The 15,469-nt window shown below is 74.5% G+C and carries 15 protein-coding genes; 6 read left to right on the top strand and 9 right to left on the bottom strand.

The genetic code is table 11. The features are described from left to right. Positions 1–25: 25 nt before the first annotated feature. Both Ae717Ps2_RS24470 and Ae717Ps2_RS24475 read left to right on the top strand, forming a co-directional pair. The gene (locus Ae717Ps2_RS24470) at positions 26–1,261 is read left to right on the top strand and encodes a sensor histidine kinase (RefSeq protein ID WP_083695323.1); all 1,236 of its coding nucleotides are present in this window, start codon (positions 26–28) and stop codon (positions 1,259–1,261) included. Next, positions 1,258–1,899 carry a response regulator transcription factor gene (locus Ae717Ps2_RS24475; protein WP_075309853.1) on the top strand — a complete coding sequence of 214 codons (642 nt, stop codon included), beginning with the start codon at positions 1,258–1,260 and terminating at the stop codon, positions 1,897–1,899. Before Ae717Ps2_RS24470 ends, Ae717Ps2_RS24475 begins: the two co-directional genes overlap by 4 nt. Before the next feature lie 33 nt (positions 1,900–1,932). Here the strand turns inward: Ae717Ps2_RS24475 and Ae717Ps2_RS24480 are convergent, their stop codons facing one another. From Ae717Ps2_RS24480 to thiC, 5 genes are all read right to left on the bottom strand, one after another. Further along, entirely contained in the window at positions 1,933–2,751 is an 819-nt protein-coding gene (locus tag Ae717Ps2_RS24480; RefSeq protein WP_075309851.1) for a xanthine dehydrogenase family protein subunit M, read from the bottom strand. Further along, positions 2,748–3,296 (bottom strand): (2Fe-2S)-binding protein, encoded by a 549-nt coding sequence (locus Ae717Ps2_RS24485; RefSeq protein WP_075309849.1) that lies wholly within the window; start codon positions 3,294–3,296, stop codon positions 2,748–2,750. The genes Ae717Ps2_RS24480 and Ae717Ps2_RS24485 overlap by 4 nt, the downstream gene beginning before the upstream one ends. Beyond that, entirely contained in the window at positions 3,293–5,554 is a 2,262-nt protein-coding gene (locus tag Ae717Ps2_RS24490; protein ID WP_075309847.1) for a xanthine dehydrogenase family protein molybdopterin-binding subunit, read from the bottom strand. The genes Ae717Ps2_RS24485 and Ae717Ps2_RS24490 overlap by 4 nt, the downstream gene beginning before the upstream one ends. Before the next feature lie 191 nt (positions 5,555–5,745). After that, positions 5,746–6,597 carry a bifunctional hydroxymethylpyrimidine kinase/phosphomethylpyrimidine kinase gene (gene thiD / locus Ae717Ps2_RS24495; protein WP_139318905.1) on the bottom strand — a complete coding sequence of 284 codons (852 nt, stop codon included), beginning with the start codon at positions 6,595–6,597 and terminating at the stop codon, positions 5,746–5,748. Positions 6,598–6,793: 196 nt separating this feature from the next. Continuing rightward, the gene (gene thiC / locus Ae717Ps2_RS24500) at positions 6,794–8,431 is read right to left on the bottom strand and encodes a phosphomethylpyrimidine synthase ThiC (RefSeq protein ID WP_075309843.1); all 1,638 of its coding nucleotides are present in this window, start codon (positions 8,429–8,431) and stop codon (positions 6,794–6,796) included. Positions 8,432–8,630: 199 nt separating this feature from the next. Between thiC and Ae717Ps2_RS24505 the strand changes: the two genes are divergently transcribed. Then, positions 8,631–9,062, top strand: a complete 432-nt coding sequence (locus tag Ae717Ps2_RS24505) for a nitroreductase family deazaflavin-dependent oxidoreductase (RefSeq protein ID WP_075309841.1) — start codon at positions 8,631–8,633, stop codon at positions 9,060–9,062. Positions 9,063–9,117: 55 nt separating this feature from the next. Here the strand turns inward: Ae717Ps2_RS24505 and Ae717Ps2_RS24510 are convergent, their stop codons facing one another. Together Ae717Ps2_RS24510 and Ae717Ps2_RS24515 are read right to left on the bottom strand one after the other, a co-directional pair. Beyond that, a complete protein-coding gene (locus Ae717Ps2_RS24510) occupies positions 9,118–11,229 on the bottom strand; it encodes an FtsX-like permease family protein (RefSeq protein ID WP_075333940.1) in 2,112 nt (703 codons plus the stop codon). Next, positions 11,226–12,038, bottom strand: a complete 813-nt coding sequence (locus Ae717Ps2_RS24515; protein ID WP_075334368.1) for an ABC transporter ATP-binding protein — start codon at positions 12,036–12,038, stop codon at positions 11,226–11,228. Before Ae717Ps2_RS24515 ends, Ae717Ps2_RS24510 begins: the two co-directional genes overlap by 4 nt. Positions 12,039–12,158: 120 nt before the next feature. On the opposite strand from Ae717Ps2_RS24515, the gene Ae717Ps2_RS24520 reads away from it, so the two are divergent. Next, positions 12,159–13,322: a sensor histidine kinase gene (locus Ae717Ps2_RS24520; RefSeq protein ID WP_158071542.1), complete on the top strand. Its 1,164-nt coding sequence runs from the start codon at positions 12,159–12,161 to the stop codon at positions 13,320–13,322. Continuing rightward, positions 13,319–13,963 (top strand): response regulator transcription factor, encoded by a 645-nt coding sequence (locus Ae717Ps2_RS24525; protein WP_226361709.1) that lies wholly within the window; start codon positions 13,319–13,321, stop codon positions 13,961–13,963. Before Ae717Ps2_RS24520 ends, Ae717Ps2_RS24525 begins: the two co-directional genes overlap by 4 nt. A 6-nt stretch (positions 13,964–13,969) precedes the next feature. Here Ae717Ps2_RS24525 and Ae717Ps2_RS24530 read toward each other — a convergent pair whose 3' ends face one another. Continuing rightward, positions 13,970–14,245: a hypothetical protein gene (locus tag Ae717Ps2_RS24530; protein ID WP_139318904.1), complete on the bottom strand. Its 276-nt coding sequence runs from the start codon at positions 14,243–14,245 to the stop codon at positions 13,970–13,972. Between the two features lie 107 nt (positions 14,246–14,352). Further along, complete coding sequence (locus Ae717Ps2_RS24535) at positions 14,353–14,934, bottom strand: peptide deformylase (RefSeq protein WP_075309834.1); 582 nt, start codon at positions 14,932–14,934, stop codon at positions 14,353–14,355. A 204-nt stretch (positions 14,935–15,138) separates the two neighbouring features. On the opposite strand from Ae717Ps2_RS24535, the gene Ae717Ps2_RS24540 reads away from it, so the two are divergent. Further along, positions 15,139–15,456 (top strand): DUF3263 domain-containing protein, encoded by a 318-nt coding sequence (locus tag Ae717Ps2_RS24540; RefSeq protein WP_020622870.1) that lies wholly within the window; start codon positions 15,139–15,141, stop codon positions 15,454–15,456. Positions 15,457–15,469 lie beyond the last annotated feature (13 nt).

The following is a 15,469-nucleotide window of genomic DNA, read 5'->3' on the forward strand; positions in this document are numbered from 1 at the left end:
GGCGCCGGGCGTGCTGGGATGAGGTGTGATCACGTACCTGGTGAACCGCGACGGCGGCGCACCCTCGGTGCTCCGCGACGCCGGGACGGGCGTCGTGTGGTTCGTGGTCGGGCTGCTGCTGATCTGGGCGCTGCCCGACGCGGGGATCGCCTGGTCCGGCGCGGGGTCAGGAGGGGCGACACCGGCGTCGCTGCTGTTCATGGGGGTGGGCTGCGCCGCGTCGGTGCTGCGCCGGATCGCGGTGCCCGCCGGGCTGCTGGTCGGCACGGCGGCCGTGGTCGCGGGCCCCGTCCTGGAAGGCCGGACCGAGATCGGGACCGTGCTCGTGTTCACCGACCTGCTCTACTGCGCCGTGGTGTTCCCGCCGTGGCGCACCGCACGGGCGGTCGCCGTCGCTGCCGGTGGGGTCGCCACCGTCCTGGGCGTCGTGGCACTGCTGACCACGGGCATGCGCACCGGCACCTACGCGGTGCTCAACCTGACGCTCGTCGTCGGGCTCCCACTGGTCTGGGGGCTGGAGGTGCGCCGGTTCCGGGACCTGGCGGCCGTCGAGCGGGAGCGGGCCGCCGCGGTGGAGCAGACAGCGGCCCGGGAGCGGGACGCCGCCGTCGCCGCGGAGCGGGCCCGGATGGCCCGCGACCTGCACGACGTCGTCGCCGGTCGGCTGTCGGCGATCGCGCTGCAGTCCGAGGCGGCGCTGCAGCCCGGCGCCGACCCGGCGTTGGTCCGGCAGGTGCTGGGGACGGTGCGGTCCTCCGGTGTCGCCGCGCTCGGGGAGATGCGCACGATGATCGGGCTGCTGCGCGACGGCGACACGGCCGACCCGCCCGGGGCGCCCGCCCGGCTGTCCGAGGTCGACGCGCTGCTCGACGAGGCCCGCGCCGCCGGCCTGTCCCCCGTCCTGCACGACGAGCGCGGCGCGGACCCGCTGCCCGCCCCGGTCGACCTCGCCGGGTACCGCATCGTGCAGGAGTCGCTGACCAACGCCGCGAAGCACGCACCCGGCTCGCAGGTGACGGTGCGCCTGAGCCTCCACTCCGATGCCCCGGGCCGGCTGCTCGTCGAGGTCCGCAACGGCCCCGGGCGGCGCCCCGCGGCGGCTCCGGGGCTGCACGGCGGCACCGGCCTCGACGGCCTGCGCGAGCGCGCCCGTGCCGTCGGAGGGACCCTGCACGCTGGCCCCGACGGCGACGGCTGGCTGGTCCGGGCCGATCTGCCACTGGCCGCCGTCGCCCCGGACACCGACGTGGTGGCGCGATGACCGTGCGGGTGGTCGTCGCCGACGACCAGGAGGCGGTCCGCACGGGGCTGGTGCTGATCCTGGGCTCGGCCCCGGACATCGACGTCGTCGCCGAAGTGGCCGACGGGCTCTCGGCCGTGCGGGCGGCCGCGGAGCACCGGCCCGACGTGGTGCTGATGGACATCCGGATGCCCGGCATCGACGGCATCGAGGCGACGCGGCGGATCCTCGCCGGGGGCGGGCCGACCCAGGTCCTGGTGCTGACCACGTTCGACCTCGACGAGCTCGTCGACGGCGCGCTCGCGGCCGGGGCTGCCGGGTTCCTGCTGAAGTCGGTCGACGCGACCCGGCTGACCGACGGCGTGCGGGCCGTGGCCCGCGGCGAGGGAGTGCTGGCACCGGAGGTGACCCGGCGGGTGATCCGCCGCTACGCGGGGGCGCCGCGGCCGTCGTCGGTACCGGGGCTGGAGACGCTCACCGCGCGCGAGACCGACGTGCTCGCCGGGCTGGGCCGCGGGCTGTCCAACGCCGAGCTGTCCGCGGAGCTGGTCATCTCGGAGGGGACGACGAAGACGCACGTGTCCCGGGTCCTGGCGAAGCTGGGCCTGCGCTCCCGCACCCAGGCCGCGATCGCCGCCCAGGAGGCCGGGCTCGTGTGAGCCCGGCCCCCGGTGCTCGGTCGGCGGGGTGGCTCAGCCCTGGCCGCGCGCCGTCTCGAGCGCGCGCCGGGTCAGCACCTGCACCAGGTGGGTGCGGTACGCGACCGACCCGTGGGTGTCGGCCGGCGGCTCGGTGCCCTCGGCGGCCAGCGCGGCCGCCTCGGCGACCGAGCGCCCGTCGGCGAGGGCCTGCTCGGTCGCGGACGCCCGCAGCGCGGTCGACCCCATGTTGACCAGGCCTATCCGGTCACCGGACACCGCGACGGCGACGATGGCCCAGTCGTTGCTGCGCCGGGTGAACTTCTCGTACGCCCAGCCCTGGTCACCGCAGCGCGGGATCCGGATCTCGACGATCAGCTCGTCGGGCTCGCGGACGGTGGTGAACACGCCGGTGTAGAACTCGCCGATCGGCACCGAGCGCTTCCCGCGCGGCCCCTGCAGGACGACGGTGGCGTCCAGCGCGAGCAGCGCGGCGGGCAGGTCCGCGGCCGGGTCGGCGTGCGCGACGGTGCCGCCGAGCGTGCCGCGGGCCCGGATCTGCGGGTCACCGACGGTGCGGGCGACCGCTCCGAGCAGCGGCACCTCGGCCGCGACCTCGGCGGAGTCGACCACGTCGCGGTGCTTGGTGCCCGCACCGACGGCGAGCTCGTCGCCCTCGACACGGATGTAGGACAGCTCCGGGAGCCTGCCGATGTCGATCAGGAACTCCGGCGCGCCGAGGCGCACCTTCATGACCGGGATCAGCGAGTGGCCGCCGGCCAGGACGCTGGCGTCCTCGCCCTTCTCGGCGAGCAGCGCGATGGCGTCGTCGAGGGTGTCCGGGCGGGCGTAGTCGAACGCGAGGGGGATCATGCGCCGGCCTCCCCGCGGGAGAAGCCGGGCGCGGTACGCAGCGCGTCGGACTCGGCCTCGGCCTTCTGCGCGGCGTCCGGGTCCTTCCCCGCGGCGACGAGCACCGCGCGCACGATGTTGTGGTAGCCCGTGCAGCGGCAGAGGTTGCCCTCCAGGCCCTCGCGGACCTTCCGCTCGTCCAGGTCGTCGTCGTGGCTGATCAGCGACACCGCGGACATGACCATGCCCGGGGTGCAGAAGCCGCACTGCAGCCCGTGCTCGGACCGGAACGCCGCGGTGACCGGGTGCTCGGGGCGGCCCTCGGCGGCGCCGTCGAGCCCCTCCATGGTGGTGACCGACTGCTGGTCGGCCTGCACCGACAGCACGGTGCACGACTTGACCGCGTCCCCGTCGAGCAGCACGGTGCACGCGCCGCACGACGTGGTGTCGCAGCCGATGTTGGTGGCCTTCAGCCCGACGGTCTCCCGCAGGTAGTGCGCGAGCAGCTGACGGGGCTCCACGTCGGCACTGGTGGGCTCACCGTTGACGGTGATCTCGACCTTCACTTGGAGGCCTCCTGGATGGCTTCCCAGACCCGCATCGGGGTCAGGGGCATGTCGATGTGCGTGACGCCGAGGTGGGACAGGGCGTCGATGACCGCGCTCTGGGTGGCGGGGGTGGAGCCGATCGTCCCGGCCTCGCCGATGCCCTTGTAGCCCATCGGGTTGACCGGCGTCGGGGTCGTCATCTCGACCAGGTCGAAGCTGGGCAGCTCGGCGGCCGACGGGATGCCGTAGTCGGCGAAGGTGCCGGTGAGCGGCTGCCCCTCCTCGTCGTAGATGACCTCCTCGAGCAGCGCCTGCGCGATGCCCTGGGCGATCCCGCCGTGCCGCTGACCGTCGCAGAGCAGCGGGTTGAGGATGGGTCCGGCGTCGTCGACGGCGACGATCTTCTCGACCGTCACCTTGCCGGACTCGGTGTCCACCTCGACGACGCAGACGTGCGCGCCGAACGGGAAGGTCGGCTTCTTGCCGTCCCAGGTCGTGTCGACCTTGAGCTGCTCGGAGGCGGCCAGCTCGGCCAGGGTCACCGACTTCGCGCCGGGGACGCCCCTGACGGTGATCGCGGCGTGCTCGGGGTCGAGCTCCAGGTCGTCCACGCCCGCCTCGAGCAGCTCCGCGGCGCGCTGCTTGGCCAGGTCGACCAGCTCGGCCGAGGCCTGGTGCACCGCGACGCCACCGGTCTGCAGCGAGCGCGACCCCATGGTGCCGCCGCCGCGCGGGACGAGGTCGGTGTCGCCGTGCTTGACGGTGATCTTCTCGATCGGGACGCCGAGCTGGTCGGACGCGAGCATCGCCCACGCCGTGGCGTGGCCCTGCCCGTGCGGGGACGTGCCGGTCAGCACGGTCACCGAGCCGTCCGGGTGCACCTCCACCGACGCGTCCTCGGCGAACGCACCGCCACCGGTGATCTCGACGTAGGAGGAGACGCCGATGCCGAGCTGGCGGGCGTCGCCGGACTCCCGGCGGGCCTTCTGCTCGGCGCGCAGCCCGGCGTAGCCGGACTTCTCCAGGGCCAGGTCGATGGCCTTGGCGTACTCGCCGGAGTCGTACTCGACCCCGCCCTTGGTCTGGAACGGGAACTTGTCCGGGGCGACCACGTTCAGCTTGCGGACCTCCGCCGGGTCCTTGCCGATCTCGGCGGCGAACAGGTCCATCGCCCGCTCGATCGCCGCGGTCGCCTCCGGTCGCCCGGCGCCGCGGTAGGCGGCGATCGAGGTCGTGTTGGTGACGACGGTGCGCGCGCGGGAGTCGACGTTCGCGATGTCGTAGGTGCCGGGCGCCATCATGCGGGTGAACATCGGCAGGAAGGTCCCGAGGCGCGGGTAGGCGCCCAGGTCCTGCACGACGTCGATCCGGTAGTGGGTGACCCGGCCCTCACGGGTGCCGCCGATCGTGACGGTCTGGCGCTGGGCGCGGCCCTGCACCATGCCGGTCATGTTCTCCGAGCGGGACTCGTTCCAGCGGACCGGGCGGCCCTGCCGGCGTGCGAGCCAGGCGACGAGACCGAACTCCGGGTCCGAGCCGATCTTCGCGCCGAAGCCGCCGCCGACGTCGGGGAGCACGACCCGCACCTTGTCCTTGTCCAGGCCCAGCCAGCCGGCGATCTCGTCGCGGCCGCCCTGGGCGTTCTGGTTGGACATGTAGACGGTGACGTGGTCGCCGTCCCAGACGGCACTGGCGGCGCGGGTCTCCAGCGGGGCCGCGGCCAGCCGCTGGTTCACCAGGTCCCGGGAGACGACGACCTCGCAGCCGTCGAAGAACGTGGCGTCCTGCTCCTCGTCGTGCCCGTAGGCGGCCGCGGTGTTGGTCCCGGCCTCGGGGAACAGCAGGGTCTCGTCACGGACCGCGGCCAGCGGGTCGATCACGACGTCGAGGGGCTCGTACTCGACGTCGACCAGCTCGGCCGCGTCCTCACCCTGGTAGAACTCCTCGGTGAGGACCGCCGCGACCGGCTCGCCGACGAACCGCACGCGGTCGGTGGCGAGGAACGGGCGGGTCATGGCCTTGTTGGCGCCCGGGAACAGCAGCGCCGGGGCGATGTCGAGGTCGGCCCCGGTGACGACGGCGACGACGCCGGGCGACGCGAGCGCCGCCGAGGTGTCGATCGAGGTGATCGTCGCGTGGGCCAGCGGGGAGCGGACGAGCGTCAGGTGCAACGCCCCGGTCAGCCGCTCCTCGGTCAGGTCGTCGGTGTAGGTCGCGCCGCGCGTGAGGAAGACCGGATCCTCGGTGCGGACGACGCGGGTGCCCAAGATGCTCATCGCGCGGAAGCGTATACACCTCCACCGGCAAGTGCGATGCAGACCACAGCGACCGATCCCCAGGTCAGGGCACCCTTCGCGGAGCGACGCGCGAGCCGGGATCCGCATCTGCGGCCCGCCGGGGCCCGGTCGTTCCCGACCTCGGATTTGTTGAGATCGCATCCATCTCGCATCCAAGGGGGTGCGCAGGGTCAGTCGTCCTCCTCCCACCACGGCCGCACGGCCCACAGCGGGGACACCGGGCCGTGCCCGGCGCCCAGCGGGTAGGCGTGCCGGACCGCCTCGACGATGTAGCGCTTCCCGAAGCGCACCGCCGCCTCCAGCTCCATCCCGCGGGCGAGCCCGGACGCGATCGCGGCGGCCAGGGAGTCCCCGCCGCCGTGGGTGTGGCCGGTGTCGAAACGCGGGCCGGGCAGCTCGACGACCGTGTCGCCGTCGTAGAGGAGGTCCAGGCAGCCGTCGGTGTCCTCGGCGAGGTGGCCGCCCTTCACCAGGACCGCGCGCGGGCCGAGCGCGTGCAGCGCCTTCGCCGCGGCGTACTGGCCCGCGCGGTCGTGGACGTCGTGCTCGACGAGCAGCCGGATCTCGTCGAGGTTCGGTGTGACCAGCGTGGCCCGCGGGAACAGCGTGTGCCGGTAGGCGTCCAGCGCCTCGGCGGCCAGCAGCGGGTCCCCGTGCATCGAGGCCGCGACCGGGTCGACGACCAGCGGCGTGGCCCGACCGGCGCCGATGTCGCATCCGTCGCAGGCCCGCGCGACGGTCTCGATGATCTCGGCGTTCGCGAGCATCCCGGTCTTCGCGGCCTGCAGCCCGATGTCGGAGGCGACCGTGGCGATCTGCCCGGCGATCGTCTCGACCGGGACGGTGTGCACGCCGGTGACCCCGACCGAGTTCTGCACGGTCACCGCACAGACGGCGAGGCAGCCGTGCACCCCGCAGGCGGCGAAGGTGCGCAGGTCCGCGGCGATGCCCGCGCCACCGCCCGAGTCGGTGCCCGCGATCGTCATGACCCGGGGCGGGGTGGTGCCGACGGTGGGCTCCATGGACGTGTCCTCCCTGGCCGGCATTACCCGGCCGGTACGCGGTCGGCGACGCCGGTCCCGGTGGGACCCGGCCGCCCTCTCAGCCCGCCTGTTCCGCGAGCTCCCGCGTCGTGCGTGGTCGCCGACGACGGTAGACGGTGCCGGGGCCGCGGGTGGGATCCCGCGGCCCCGGCGGGGCACGCCCCGGTCCGGTGCCTCAGTCCGCGGTGGCGATCGGCAGGTACACCCGGCCGCCCTCGTCGCGGAACTCCCCGGACTTCTCCGCCATCCCGGCCTCGATCGCCTCGACGCTGGTCAGCCCGTGCGCCTCGGCGTAGTCGCGGACGTCCTGGGTGATCCGCATCGAGCAGAACTTCGGCCCGCACATCGAGCAGAAGTGCGCCGTCTTCGCGGGCTCGGCCGGCAGCGTCTCGTCGTGGTAGGCGGTCGCGGTGTCCGGGTCGAGCGAGAGCGCGAACTGGTCGCGCCAGCGGAACTCGAACCGCGCCGCCGACAGCGCGTCGTCGCGGGCCTGGGCGTGCGGGTGGCCCTTGGCCAGGTCCGCGGCGTGCGCGGCGATCTTGTAGCTGATCACCCCGACCTTGACGTCGTCGCGGTTCGGCAGCCCCAGGTGTTCCTTGGGCGTGACGTAGCAGAGCATCGCGGTCCCGGCCTCGGCGATGCGGGCGGCGCCGATCGCGGAGGTGATGTGGTCGTAGCCGGGCGCGATGTCGGTGGCCAGCGGGCCGAGGGTGTAGAACGGCGCCTCGTCGCACCACTCCTCCTCCAGCCGCACGTTCTCGACGATCTTGTCCATCGGGACGTGGCCGGGGCCCTCGATCATGACCTGCACGTCGTACCCGCGCGCGATCCGCGTCAGCTCGCCGAGGGTGGCGAGCTCGGCGAGCTGGGCCTCGTCGTTGGCGTCGGCGATCGAGCCGGGGCGCAGGCCGTCGCCGAGGGAGAACGTGACGTCGTAGCGGCGGAGGATCTCGCACAGCTCGGCGAAGTGGGTGTACAGGAACGACTCGGTGTGGTGCGCCAGGCACCACGCCGCCATGATCGAGCCGCCGCGGGAGACGATCCCGGTGACCCGCTTGGCGGTCAGCGGGACGTGCCGCAGCAGCACCCCGGCGTGCACGGTCATGTAGTCCACGCCCTGCTCGCACTGCTCGAGCACGGTGTCGCGGTAGATCTCCCAGCTCAGCGCGGCCGGGTCCCCGTTGCACTTCTCCAGGGCCTGGTAGATCGGCACGGTGCCGATCGGGACCGGGGAGTTGCGCAGGATCCACTCGCGCGTCTCGTGGATGTCCTTGCCGGTGGACAGGTCCATCACGGTGTCGGCGCCCCACCGGGTCGCCCACACCATCTTCTCCACCTCCTCGGCGATCGAGGAGCTCACCGCGGAGTTGCCGATGTTGGCGTTGACCTTGGTGAGGAACCGCTTGCCGATGATCATCGGCTCGCACTCGGGGTGGTTGCGGTTGGCCGGGATCACCGCGCGGCCGCGGGCGACCTCGGCGCGGACGAGCTCCGCGTCGCACCGCTCACGGACGGCGATGTAGGCCATCTCGGGGGTGACGATCCCGGCCCGTGCCCAGGACATCTGGGTCCCCGGCTCCCGCGACCCGACCCACGGCTCCCGCAGCCGGGGCAGCCCGGCGTGCAGGTCGACGGTCGCGTCGGAGTCGGTGTACGGGCCGGAGGTGTCGTAGACGTCGTGGTGCTCGCCGTTGGAGAGCGAGATCCGCCGGACCGGGACGGTGATGCCGTCCGGGCCCTCGATCCAGGCCTTGGCCGAGCCCTGGATCGGGCCGGTGGTGACCTGCTGCGGACGCACTGGTGCCGTTGTCATGACGGTCCTCCCTGGCCGGCATTACCCGGCCGGTTCTGCGGTCGGCGACCGGCGAGTCGCCCTCTCAGCCCCGCGCGACGGAGCTCCCGCGTGTTCAGTTGGTCGTGCACCGGCACCGTAGGCACCGTCCGGCGACGAACACCAGCCCCTCACCCGGCTGCGAGGAATGATCACCGGTGGTATCGGGTTCTCCACCGGTATGACGCAGAACGCTGAGCTCTCCCCGACCGACTGGGTCCGCGAGCAGACCGAGAAGATCCTCGAGAACGGCACCACCGAGGGCGTCACCGTCATGGACCGCCCGATCGTGCTGGTCACGACCACCGGCGCGAAGTCCGGCAAGAAGCGCTACGTGCCGGTGATGCGCGTCGAGCACGACGGTTCGTACGCGATGATCGCCTCCAAGGGCGGCACCCCGGAGCACCCGGCCTGGTACCACAACGTGGTCGCGAACCCGCAGGTCCAGGTCCAGGACGGCACGCAGACCGGCACGTTCGTGGCCCGCGAGGTCACCGGCGACGAGCGCCAGGAGTGGTGGGACCGCTCCGTCGAGGCCTACCCGCCCTACGCCGAGTACCAGGAGAAGACCTCCCGGGTCATCCCGGTGTTCGTGCTGGAGCCCGCGAACTGACCCACCGGGGCCACCCGCGCGCCCGACCCCCCGGTCCGGGCGCGCGGGTACGCGCTCACGCCGCGACGACGCCGTGCGCGGGCTCGATCCGCCCGGCGCGGCGCAACGGCCCCACCGACGCGAGCACCGCGACCGCGACCACCGCGACCGCCAGCCCGGCGAGCTGCCCCAGCGGCGGCACCGTGAGCGATCCGAGGCCGGACGCCGTCAGCGCCAGCAGGCCGTAAACACCTCCCAGCACGACGCCGAGCACCGCCGCGACCGCGCCGGCGAGCGCCGCCTCGATCGCGACCGCGCGCCGTGACGCGGCCCGCGACAGCCCGAGCGTGCGCAGCAACGCGATCTCCCGGGTCCGTTCGCTGACCGACAGCGCCAGGGTCACCCCGATCCCGACGACCGCCACCAGCAGCGTCACTCCGACCAGGCCCAGTCCGACCCCGCGGACGGCGCCGACCGTGGTCTCGGCCTGTTCGCGCAGCTCCGCGGTGAACGCGACCGGTGCGTCGCCCGCGGCCCGCACCACCGCGGTCCGCACGGCCACCGGGTCGACCCCCGGCGCCGGGTCGACGAGCACGAGGCCGTCGGCCTCCCGGGCGGTCAGCTCGGGCACGGCGTCGAGCCGGGCCGCGAGCGACGCGGCCTCGCCGGCGTCGGCGTACACGACGATGTCGGCCGGGTAGTCCCGTTCGAGGGACGCCGTGACGTCCGCCGAGGCGCCTGCCGCGGCGACGAGCATCGCTGCGGTCAGCCCCACGCCCAGCGACAGCACCGTCGTCATCGCCGCGGTACGCCGCGACATCCGTCGCGCGTTGCCCACCGCGATCCGCCCCGGCGCCCACCGCGCGACGACCGGCGCCACCAGCGCCGCGGCGCCGGACACCACGAACGGCCCGGTCGCCACGAGCGCCGCGAACACCAGCATCCCGGACAGCGCAGCCAGCACCAGCCCGCCCAGCGGGCTCCCCATGGCGACGCCGGCGACGGCGAGCAGCACCGCCAGGACGAGCGAGACCGCGGCGAGCGACAGCCGCACCCGGGCCCGCGGCGCGCGTGCACCGCTCGCGTCCGCCGCGCCGAGCGCCACCACCGGCGGGGTCCGGCCGGCGGCGAGCGCCGGGGCCAGCGCTGCCAGCACCGTCACGACGACGGCGAGCAGCACGCATCCCGCGATCCGCCCCCACGGCACCACGAGCGCCGGGGCGTTCATCCCGGCCGCGCCCGCCGCCGCCAGGGCGACCCACCCGCCCGCGACGGCGACGGCTGCCCCGGCGACCCCCGCGACCAGCCCGGTGAGCGCCGCCTCGGCCAGCACCGACCGCACCACCTGCCCGCGGCCCGCACCGACGCAGCGCAGCAGCGCCAGCTCACGGGTGCGGCGGGCCAGCACGATCCGGAACGTCGAGGCGACCACCACGGCCGCGGCGACCAGCGCCAGCCCGACGAACACCGACAGCCCGGCCAGCAGCGCGTCCGCCGACGCCGAGGCCGACGCCAGGTCCTCGGTGCGCTGGTCGTCGGCGGTCCGGACCCCGGTGACGCCCGGGACGGCGGCGAGCGCGGTCGGGTCCGGCTTCCCGGCAACCGCGGTGCGGTAGGCGGACAGCCCGGCGGCGGCCGGGTCGTCGTCGCGGACGACGAGCGAGTCGATGCCCTCGGAACGGACCGGCACCACCCCGGTGACCGTCAGCGTGCGGTCGCCGAGGCCGACCGTGGCGCCGGGGGCGAGCCCGGTGCGCTCCGCGGTGCTCGCCCCGACCAGCGCCTCCCCCGGGCCGGCGGGCAGGCGACCGGCCGTCAGCGGCTCCAGCCCCTGCAGCGGCCCGGTCATCGGGTCGGTGCTCAGCAACCAGGTGCCGCTCGCGCCGCCCGCGACGACGGCGACCGCACCCGACCGGGAGGTCGACACCGCGGTCACCCCCGACAGCGCGCGCAGCCGGCCCTCCAGCTCCGTCGTGGCGGCCCCCGACGAGGTGTCGGTCTCCAGGGCGAACGTCGCGCCCGCGGGCACCGACGACGTGTTCCCCAGGAGGTCGGCGCGCAGGCTCGCCGTCAGCAGCACCGCCGCGGCGGCGAACACCGTCGCCACCAGCACGGCGAGCCCGGTCAGCAGCAGCTGACGCGGGCTGCGCCGGGCCCCGGCGACGGCCGCGCGGGTCGCCGGGTTCACCGGGCCACCGGACCGGTGATCGTGGCGTCGGCGATCGCGGGGGCGCCGGTGCCGGTGAGCGCGCCCATCGCGGACAGCACCCGGTCCGGGGTGGGCCGGTCCAGCCGGCCCGCGGCACGACCGTCGCGCAGCAGCAGCACCTGGTCCGACGCCGCGGCCGCCAGCGGGTCGTGGGTGACCATGACGACGGTCTGGCCGTAGTCGTCCACGCAGGCCCGCAGCAGGCCCAGCAGCTCACGCCCGGAACGGGTGTCGAGTGCGCCGGTCGGCTCGTCGGCGACGACGATCTCCGGGCGGCCCAGCAGCGCCCTGGCCACCGCGACGCGCTGGCGCTGCCCGCCGGACAGCTCCGAGGGCAGGTGGGTGAGCCGGTCACCGATGCCCAGCCGCTCGACGAGCTCGGCCCGCCACGCGTGGTTCGGCCGGCGCCCGGCCAGCGAGGCCGCGAGGTCGATGTTCTCGCCCGCGGTCAGGTGTGGCAGCAGGTTGCCGTCCTGGAAGACGAATCCCATCCGGTCACGCCGGACGCGGGCCAGCGCGGACTCGTTCAGGGCCCCCAGGTCGGTCTCGCCCAGCAGCACCTGCCCCGACGTCGGCCGGTCCAGACCGGCCAGGCAGTGCAGCAGCGTGGACTTGCCCGAGCCGCTCGGCCCCATCACCGCGGTGAACCGGCCCGCGGGCAGCCACAGCGTGACCCCGTCCAGCGCGCGGACCGCGGCCCGGCCGCTCCCGTAGGTGCGGACCAGGTTCACCGTCGCGGCGGCGATCCGCTCGGGCACGTCGGCCGGATTCCTCGAACCATGGATCATGGCGCTCACGGTGCCGTCGGGAGGGCGCCGGGGCATCAGCCCGTGGTACGGAGTTCACCGAGGGGTCGTCGTACTTCCGACCGAGGGCGACGGGCCACGGCGCGCCCTACCGTGATCACCATGAACGCCGGAACACGCCGCGGCCGGAACATCCTGGTCGGGCTCGAGCTGCTCGCCTACCTGTTCTGGGCGCTGTGCGACGCCGCCCTGGGCCTGAGCTCGGGCGTCCAGGTACCGAGCGGCGCGGTGTACGGCCTGCTCGTGGCGGGCGTCGTGCTCCTCCGGTACCGGACGGGCACCCGCCCGCTCCCCGTCGCGGCGATCGCGTTCGGGCTGTCCGTGTGCGGCTCGGTCGGGGCCCTGCTGACCGGCGGGATCCCGTTCCTGTCGCTGACCGAGCTGTTCGCACTGGCCGTGGTCACGGTGTCGACGGTGCGGACCGCACCGGTCCGGGCGGTGATCGTGACGGCGGCGGTGTCGCTGTGCGTCATCGTGAGCATGCCGCTGCTGCGCGTGCCGGGCATCGACCGCGAGGTGTTCGCCAGCCTGACCGTGGTCGGCTGGGCCGGCACGATGGTCGTCGCGACCGCGGCGCGCGAGCTGTGGCAGCGCCGCTCGGCCCGGCTCGCCCAGACCCGCAACGAGGAGCGGCTCGAGCTGGCCCGCGAGCTGCACGACACCGTCGCCCACCACGTCACCGCGATCGTGGTGGCGGCGCAGGCCGGCGTGGTGGTCGCGGGCAGCCGCCCGGAGGAGGCCGGCCGGGCCCTGGAGGCGATCGAGCGGGCCGGTGCCGAGGCCCTCGACGGGATGCGCCGCATGGTCGGCGTGCTGCGCTCGGGCGCCGGGGACGACACCGGGGACGGGGCCGTGCGCACCCCCGGACACGGCCTCGACGACATCGAGGACGTCGTCGCCCGCTTCGACCCCGACGGCGGCCGGGCCCGGCTGGAGATCGCACCCGAGGTGCGGACGGCCCGGCTCGGCCCGGCCGTCGCGGCGACCGCGTTCCGGGTGGTGCGCGAGGCACTGACCAACGTGCACCGGCACGCGCCCGGCGCGAGCAGGGTGTCGGTCGGCCTCCATCTGCAGGCGGGCAGGCTGGTGACCGTGGTGCACAACGACGGGACCGGGACGGAGAACCCGCTGCGCGACCCGGGCGGGTACGGGCTGGCGGGGATGCGGGAGCGGGTGGAGGCCCTCGGCGGGTCGCTGCACGCCGGGGCGGACGGCCCCGGCCGGTGGATCGTCGTCGCCGAGGTGCCGGCCGGGGACGGCCGGTGAACGCGATCCGGGTCCTGCTCGCCGACGACCAGGAGATGGTGCGCACCGGGTTCGGGCTGATCCTGTCCGCCGAGGACGGCATCGAGGTCGTCGGGGAGGCCGCCACCGGCACCGACGCCGTCGCCATGGCCCGCGAGCTGCGCCCGGACGTCGTGCTCATGGACGTCCGGATGCCGGGGATGGACGGGATCGCCGCGACCCGCGCGCTGACCGCGGACCCGGACCCGCCGCGGATCGTGGTGGTCACGACGTTCGACCTGGACGAGTACGTCTACGGTGCGCTGCGCTCGGGCGCCTGCGGGTTCCTGCTGAAGACGGCGGGCCCGCGGCTGCTCGTCGAGTCGGTCCGCGCCGCCGCGGCGGGCGACGCGCTGGTGTCGCCGTCGGTCACCGTGCGGCTGCTGGAGCGGCTGACCGAGCCGGAGCCGGCCCGCGCCGACGTCCACGCCACGCTCTCACCGCGCGAGCTGGAGGTCGTGAAGGCGGTCGCCCGCGGCCGGACGAATTCCGAGATCGCCGGGGACCTGTTCGTGTCGCTGTCGACGGTGAAGACCCACATCGCCAACATCGGGTCCAAGCTCGACGCCCGCAACCGGGTGGAGATCGCGGCGTGGGCCTGGGAGAACCGTCTGGTCGAGTAGCGCCGTTCAGACCCGGGCGGCGTTCCGGCCGACCGGGGTGAGCGGGCGGCGCTGCGCCGGGATCCGCAGCGGGGCGACGACGTCGCCGAGCGCCTCCGGGTACGCGGTGGGCGCGGCCGACAGCAGCGCGGGCACGTCGTCGTCGGGCAGCGGGACCTGCGCACCGAGCTGGGCGGCGCCGCGCTCGGACGCGCGGGCGTCCCACAGCTCGAACAGCGGCTGCGCGGCCATGACGAGCAGCACGGCGAGGACGGGGAGGACTGCGAGGATCGTGAGCACCATGGCGTCCACGATGCCCCCGGGGAGCACCCCGCCACATCGGTCGTGGGGCCGGTTCTCCCAGGTCGACCCCTAGTACCGGGGTATGACTCCCGGGGTCGACCCCGGGGTCATCCCCGGGGGACGTCCTCCGCCTCGACGGCCGACGGGTCCCAGGAGTCCGACGGCGAGCCCCAGCCGTTGCGCTTGAGCATCTTCTTCGCCGCGCGCTGGTGGCGGCCCATCAGCCGGTCCAGGTACAGACGCCCGTCGAGGTGGTCGGTCTCGTGCTGCATGCAGCGGGCGAAGAAGCCGCGCCCCTCGTACGACACGGGCTCGCCGTCGAGATCGGTGCCGGTCACCCGGGCCCACTCCGCCCGGCCGGTCGCGAAGTTCTCGCCGGGCACCGACAGGCAGCCCTCCTGGTCGTCGTCCGGGTCCGGCATGATCTCCGGGATCTCCGAGGTCTCCAGCACCGGGTTGACGACGAGCCCGCGGCGCATGGTGCGGGTCTCCTCGTCGGGGCAGTCGAAGACGAACAGCCGCAGGTCCACGCCCACCTGGTTGGCCGCGAGGCCGACGCCGTTCGCGGCCGCCATCGTCTCGAACATGTCCTCGACCAGCGTCCGGACCGAGTCGTCGACCGTGACGACGGGGCGGGTGGGGGTGTGGAGCACGGGGTCGCCGACCATGCGGATGCGCAGAACCGTCACCGGAGCAGCCTACGGTCGCCGCCGGAGGTGACCCGGCCGGGCGGTTTCGTTGTGGACCGACCCGCTCTCCAGGCGCGTCGCGGCCGGGGACCGTCGGTCCCCTGTGGTTGAATCCGCACCGCGAATGACAGACGTGTCGTTCGTCGTCGCGGTGCCCGGGCGGGGCCGCCGCAGTACGAGATCGTCGTCCGCTCGAGGAGCGTGATGGAGTCCGCCGGGTCCCTGCCGGAACGCCGCGGAGCGCACCGGCGCACCGCTGCCGTGTCCTCCCGCGAGCTCGACCGCCGCGAACGCGAGATCCTCGCGTTCGAGGCCCAGTGGTGGAAGTACGCGGGTGCCAAGGAGCAGGCGATCCGCGAGCTGTTCGACATGTCGGCCACCCGCTACTACCAGGTGCTGAACGCCCTGGTCGACAAGCCGGAGGCGCTGGCGGTGGACCCGCTGCTGGTCAAGCGCCTGCGCCGGCTGCGCTCCAGCAGGCAGCGCACCCGCGCCGCCCGTCGCCTCGGCCTCGAGCCCTGACAGCCAGGAGGTC

This window comes from Pseudonocardia sp. Ae717_Ps2, assembly GCF_001932475.1.
Taxonomy (GTDB): domain Bacteria; phylum Actinomycetota; class Actinomycetes; order Mycobacteriales; family Pseudonocardiaceae; genus Pseudonocardia.

Coding starts and splice junctions, on each gene's coding strand:
- Ae717Ps2_RS24475 (WP_075309853.1), top strand. CDS start 1,258: ATGACCGTGCGGGTGGTCGTCGCCGACGACCAGGAGGCGGTCCGCACG.
- Ae717Ps2_RS24480 (WP_075309851.1), bottom strand. CDS start 2,751: ATGATCCCCCTCGCGTTCGACTACGCCCGCCCGGACACCCTCGACGAC.
- Ae717Ps2_RS24490 (WP_075309847.1), bottom strand. CDS start 5,554: ATGAGCATCTTGGGCACCCGCGTCGTCCGCACCGAGGATCCGGTCTTC.
- thiD (WP_139318905.1), bottom strand. CDS start 6,597: ATGGAGCCCACCGTCGGCACCACCCCGCCCCGGGTCATGACGATCGCG.
- thiC (WP_075309843.1), bottom strand. CDS start 8,431: ATGACAACGGCACCAGTGCGTCCGCAGCAGGTCACCACCGGCCCGATC.
- Ae717Ps2_RS24505 (WP_075309841.1), top strand. CDS start 8,631: ATGACGCAGAACGCTGAGCTCTCCCCGACCGACTGGGTCCGCGAGCAG.
- Ae717Ps2_RS24515 (WP_075334368.1), bottom strand. CDS start 12,038: ATGATCCATGGTTCGAGGAATCCGGCCGACGTGCCCGAGCGGATCGCC.
- Ae717Ps2_RS24520 (WP_158071542.1), top strand. CDS start 12,159: ATGAACGCCGGAACACGCCGCGGCCGGAACATCCTGGTCGGGCTCGAG.
- Ae717Ps2_RS24530 (WP_139318904.1), bottom strand. CDS start 14,245: ATGGTGCTCACGATCCTCGCAGTCCTCCCCGTCCTCGCCGTGCTGCTC.
- Ae717Ps2_RS24540 (WP_020622870.1), top strand. CDS start 15,139: ATGGAGTCCGCCGGGTCCCTGCCGGAACGCCGCGGAGCGCACCGGCGC.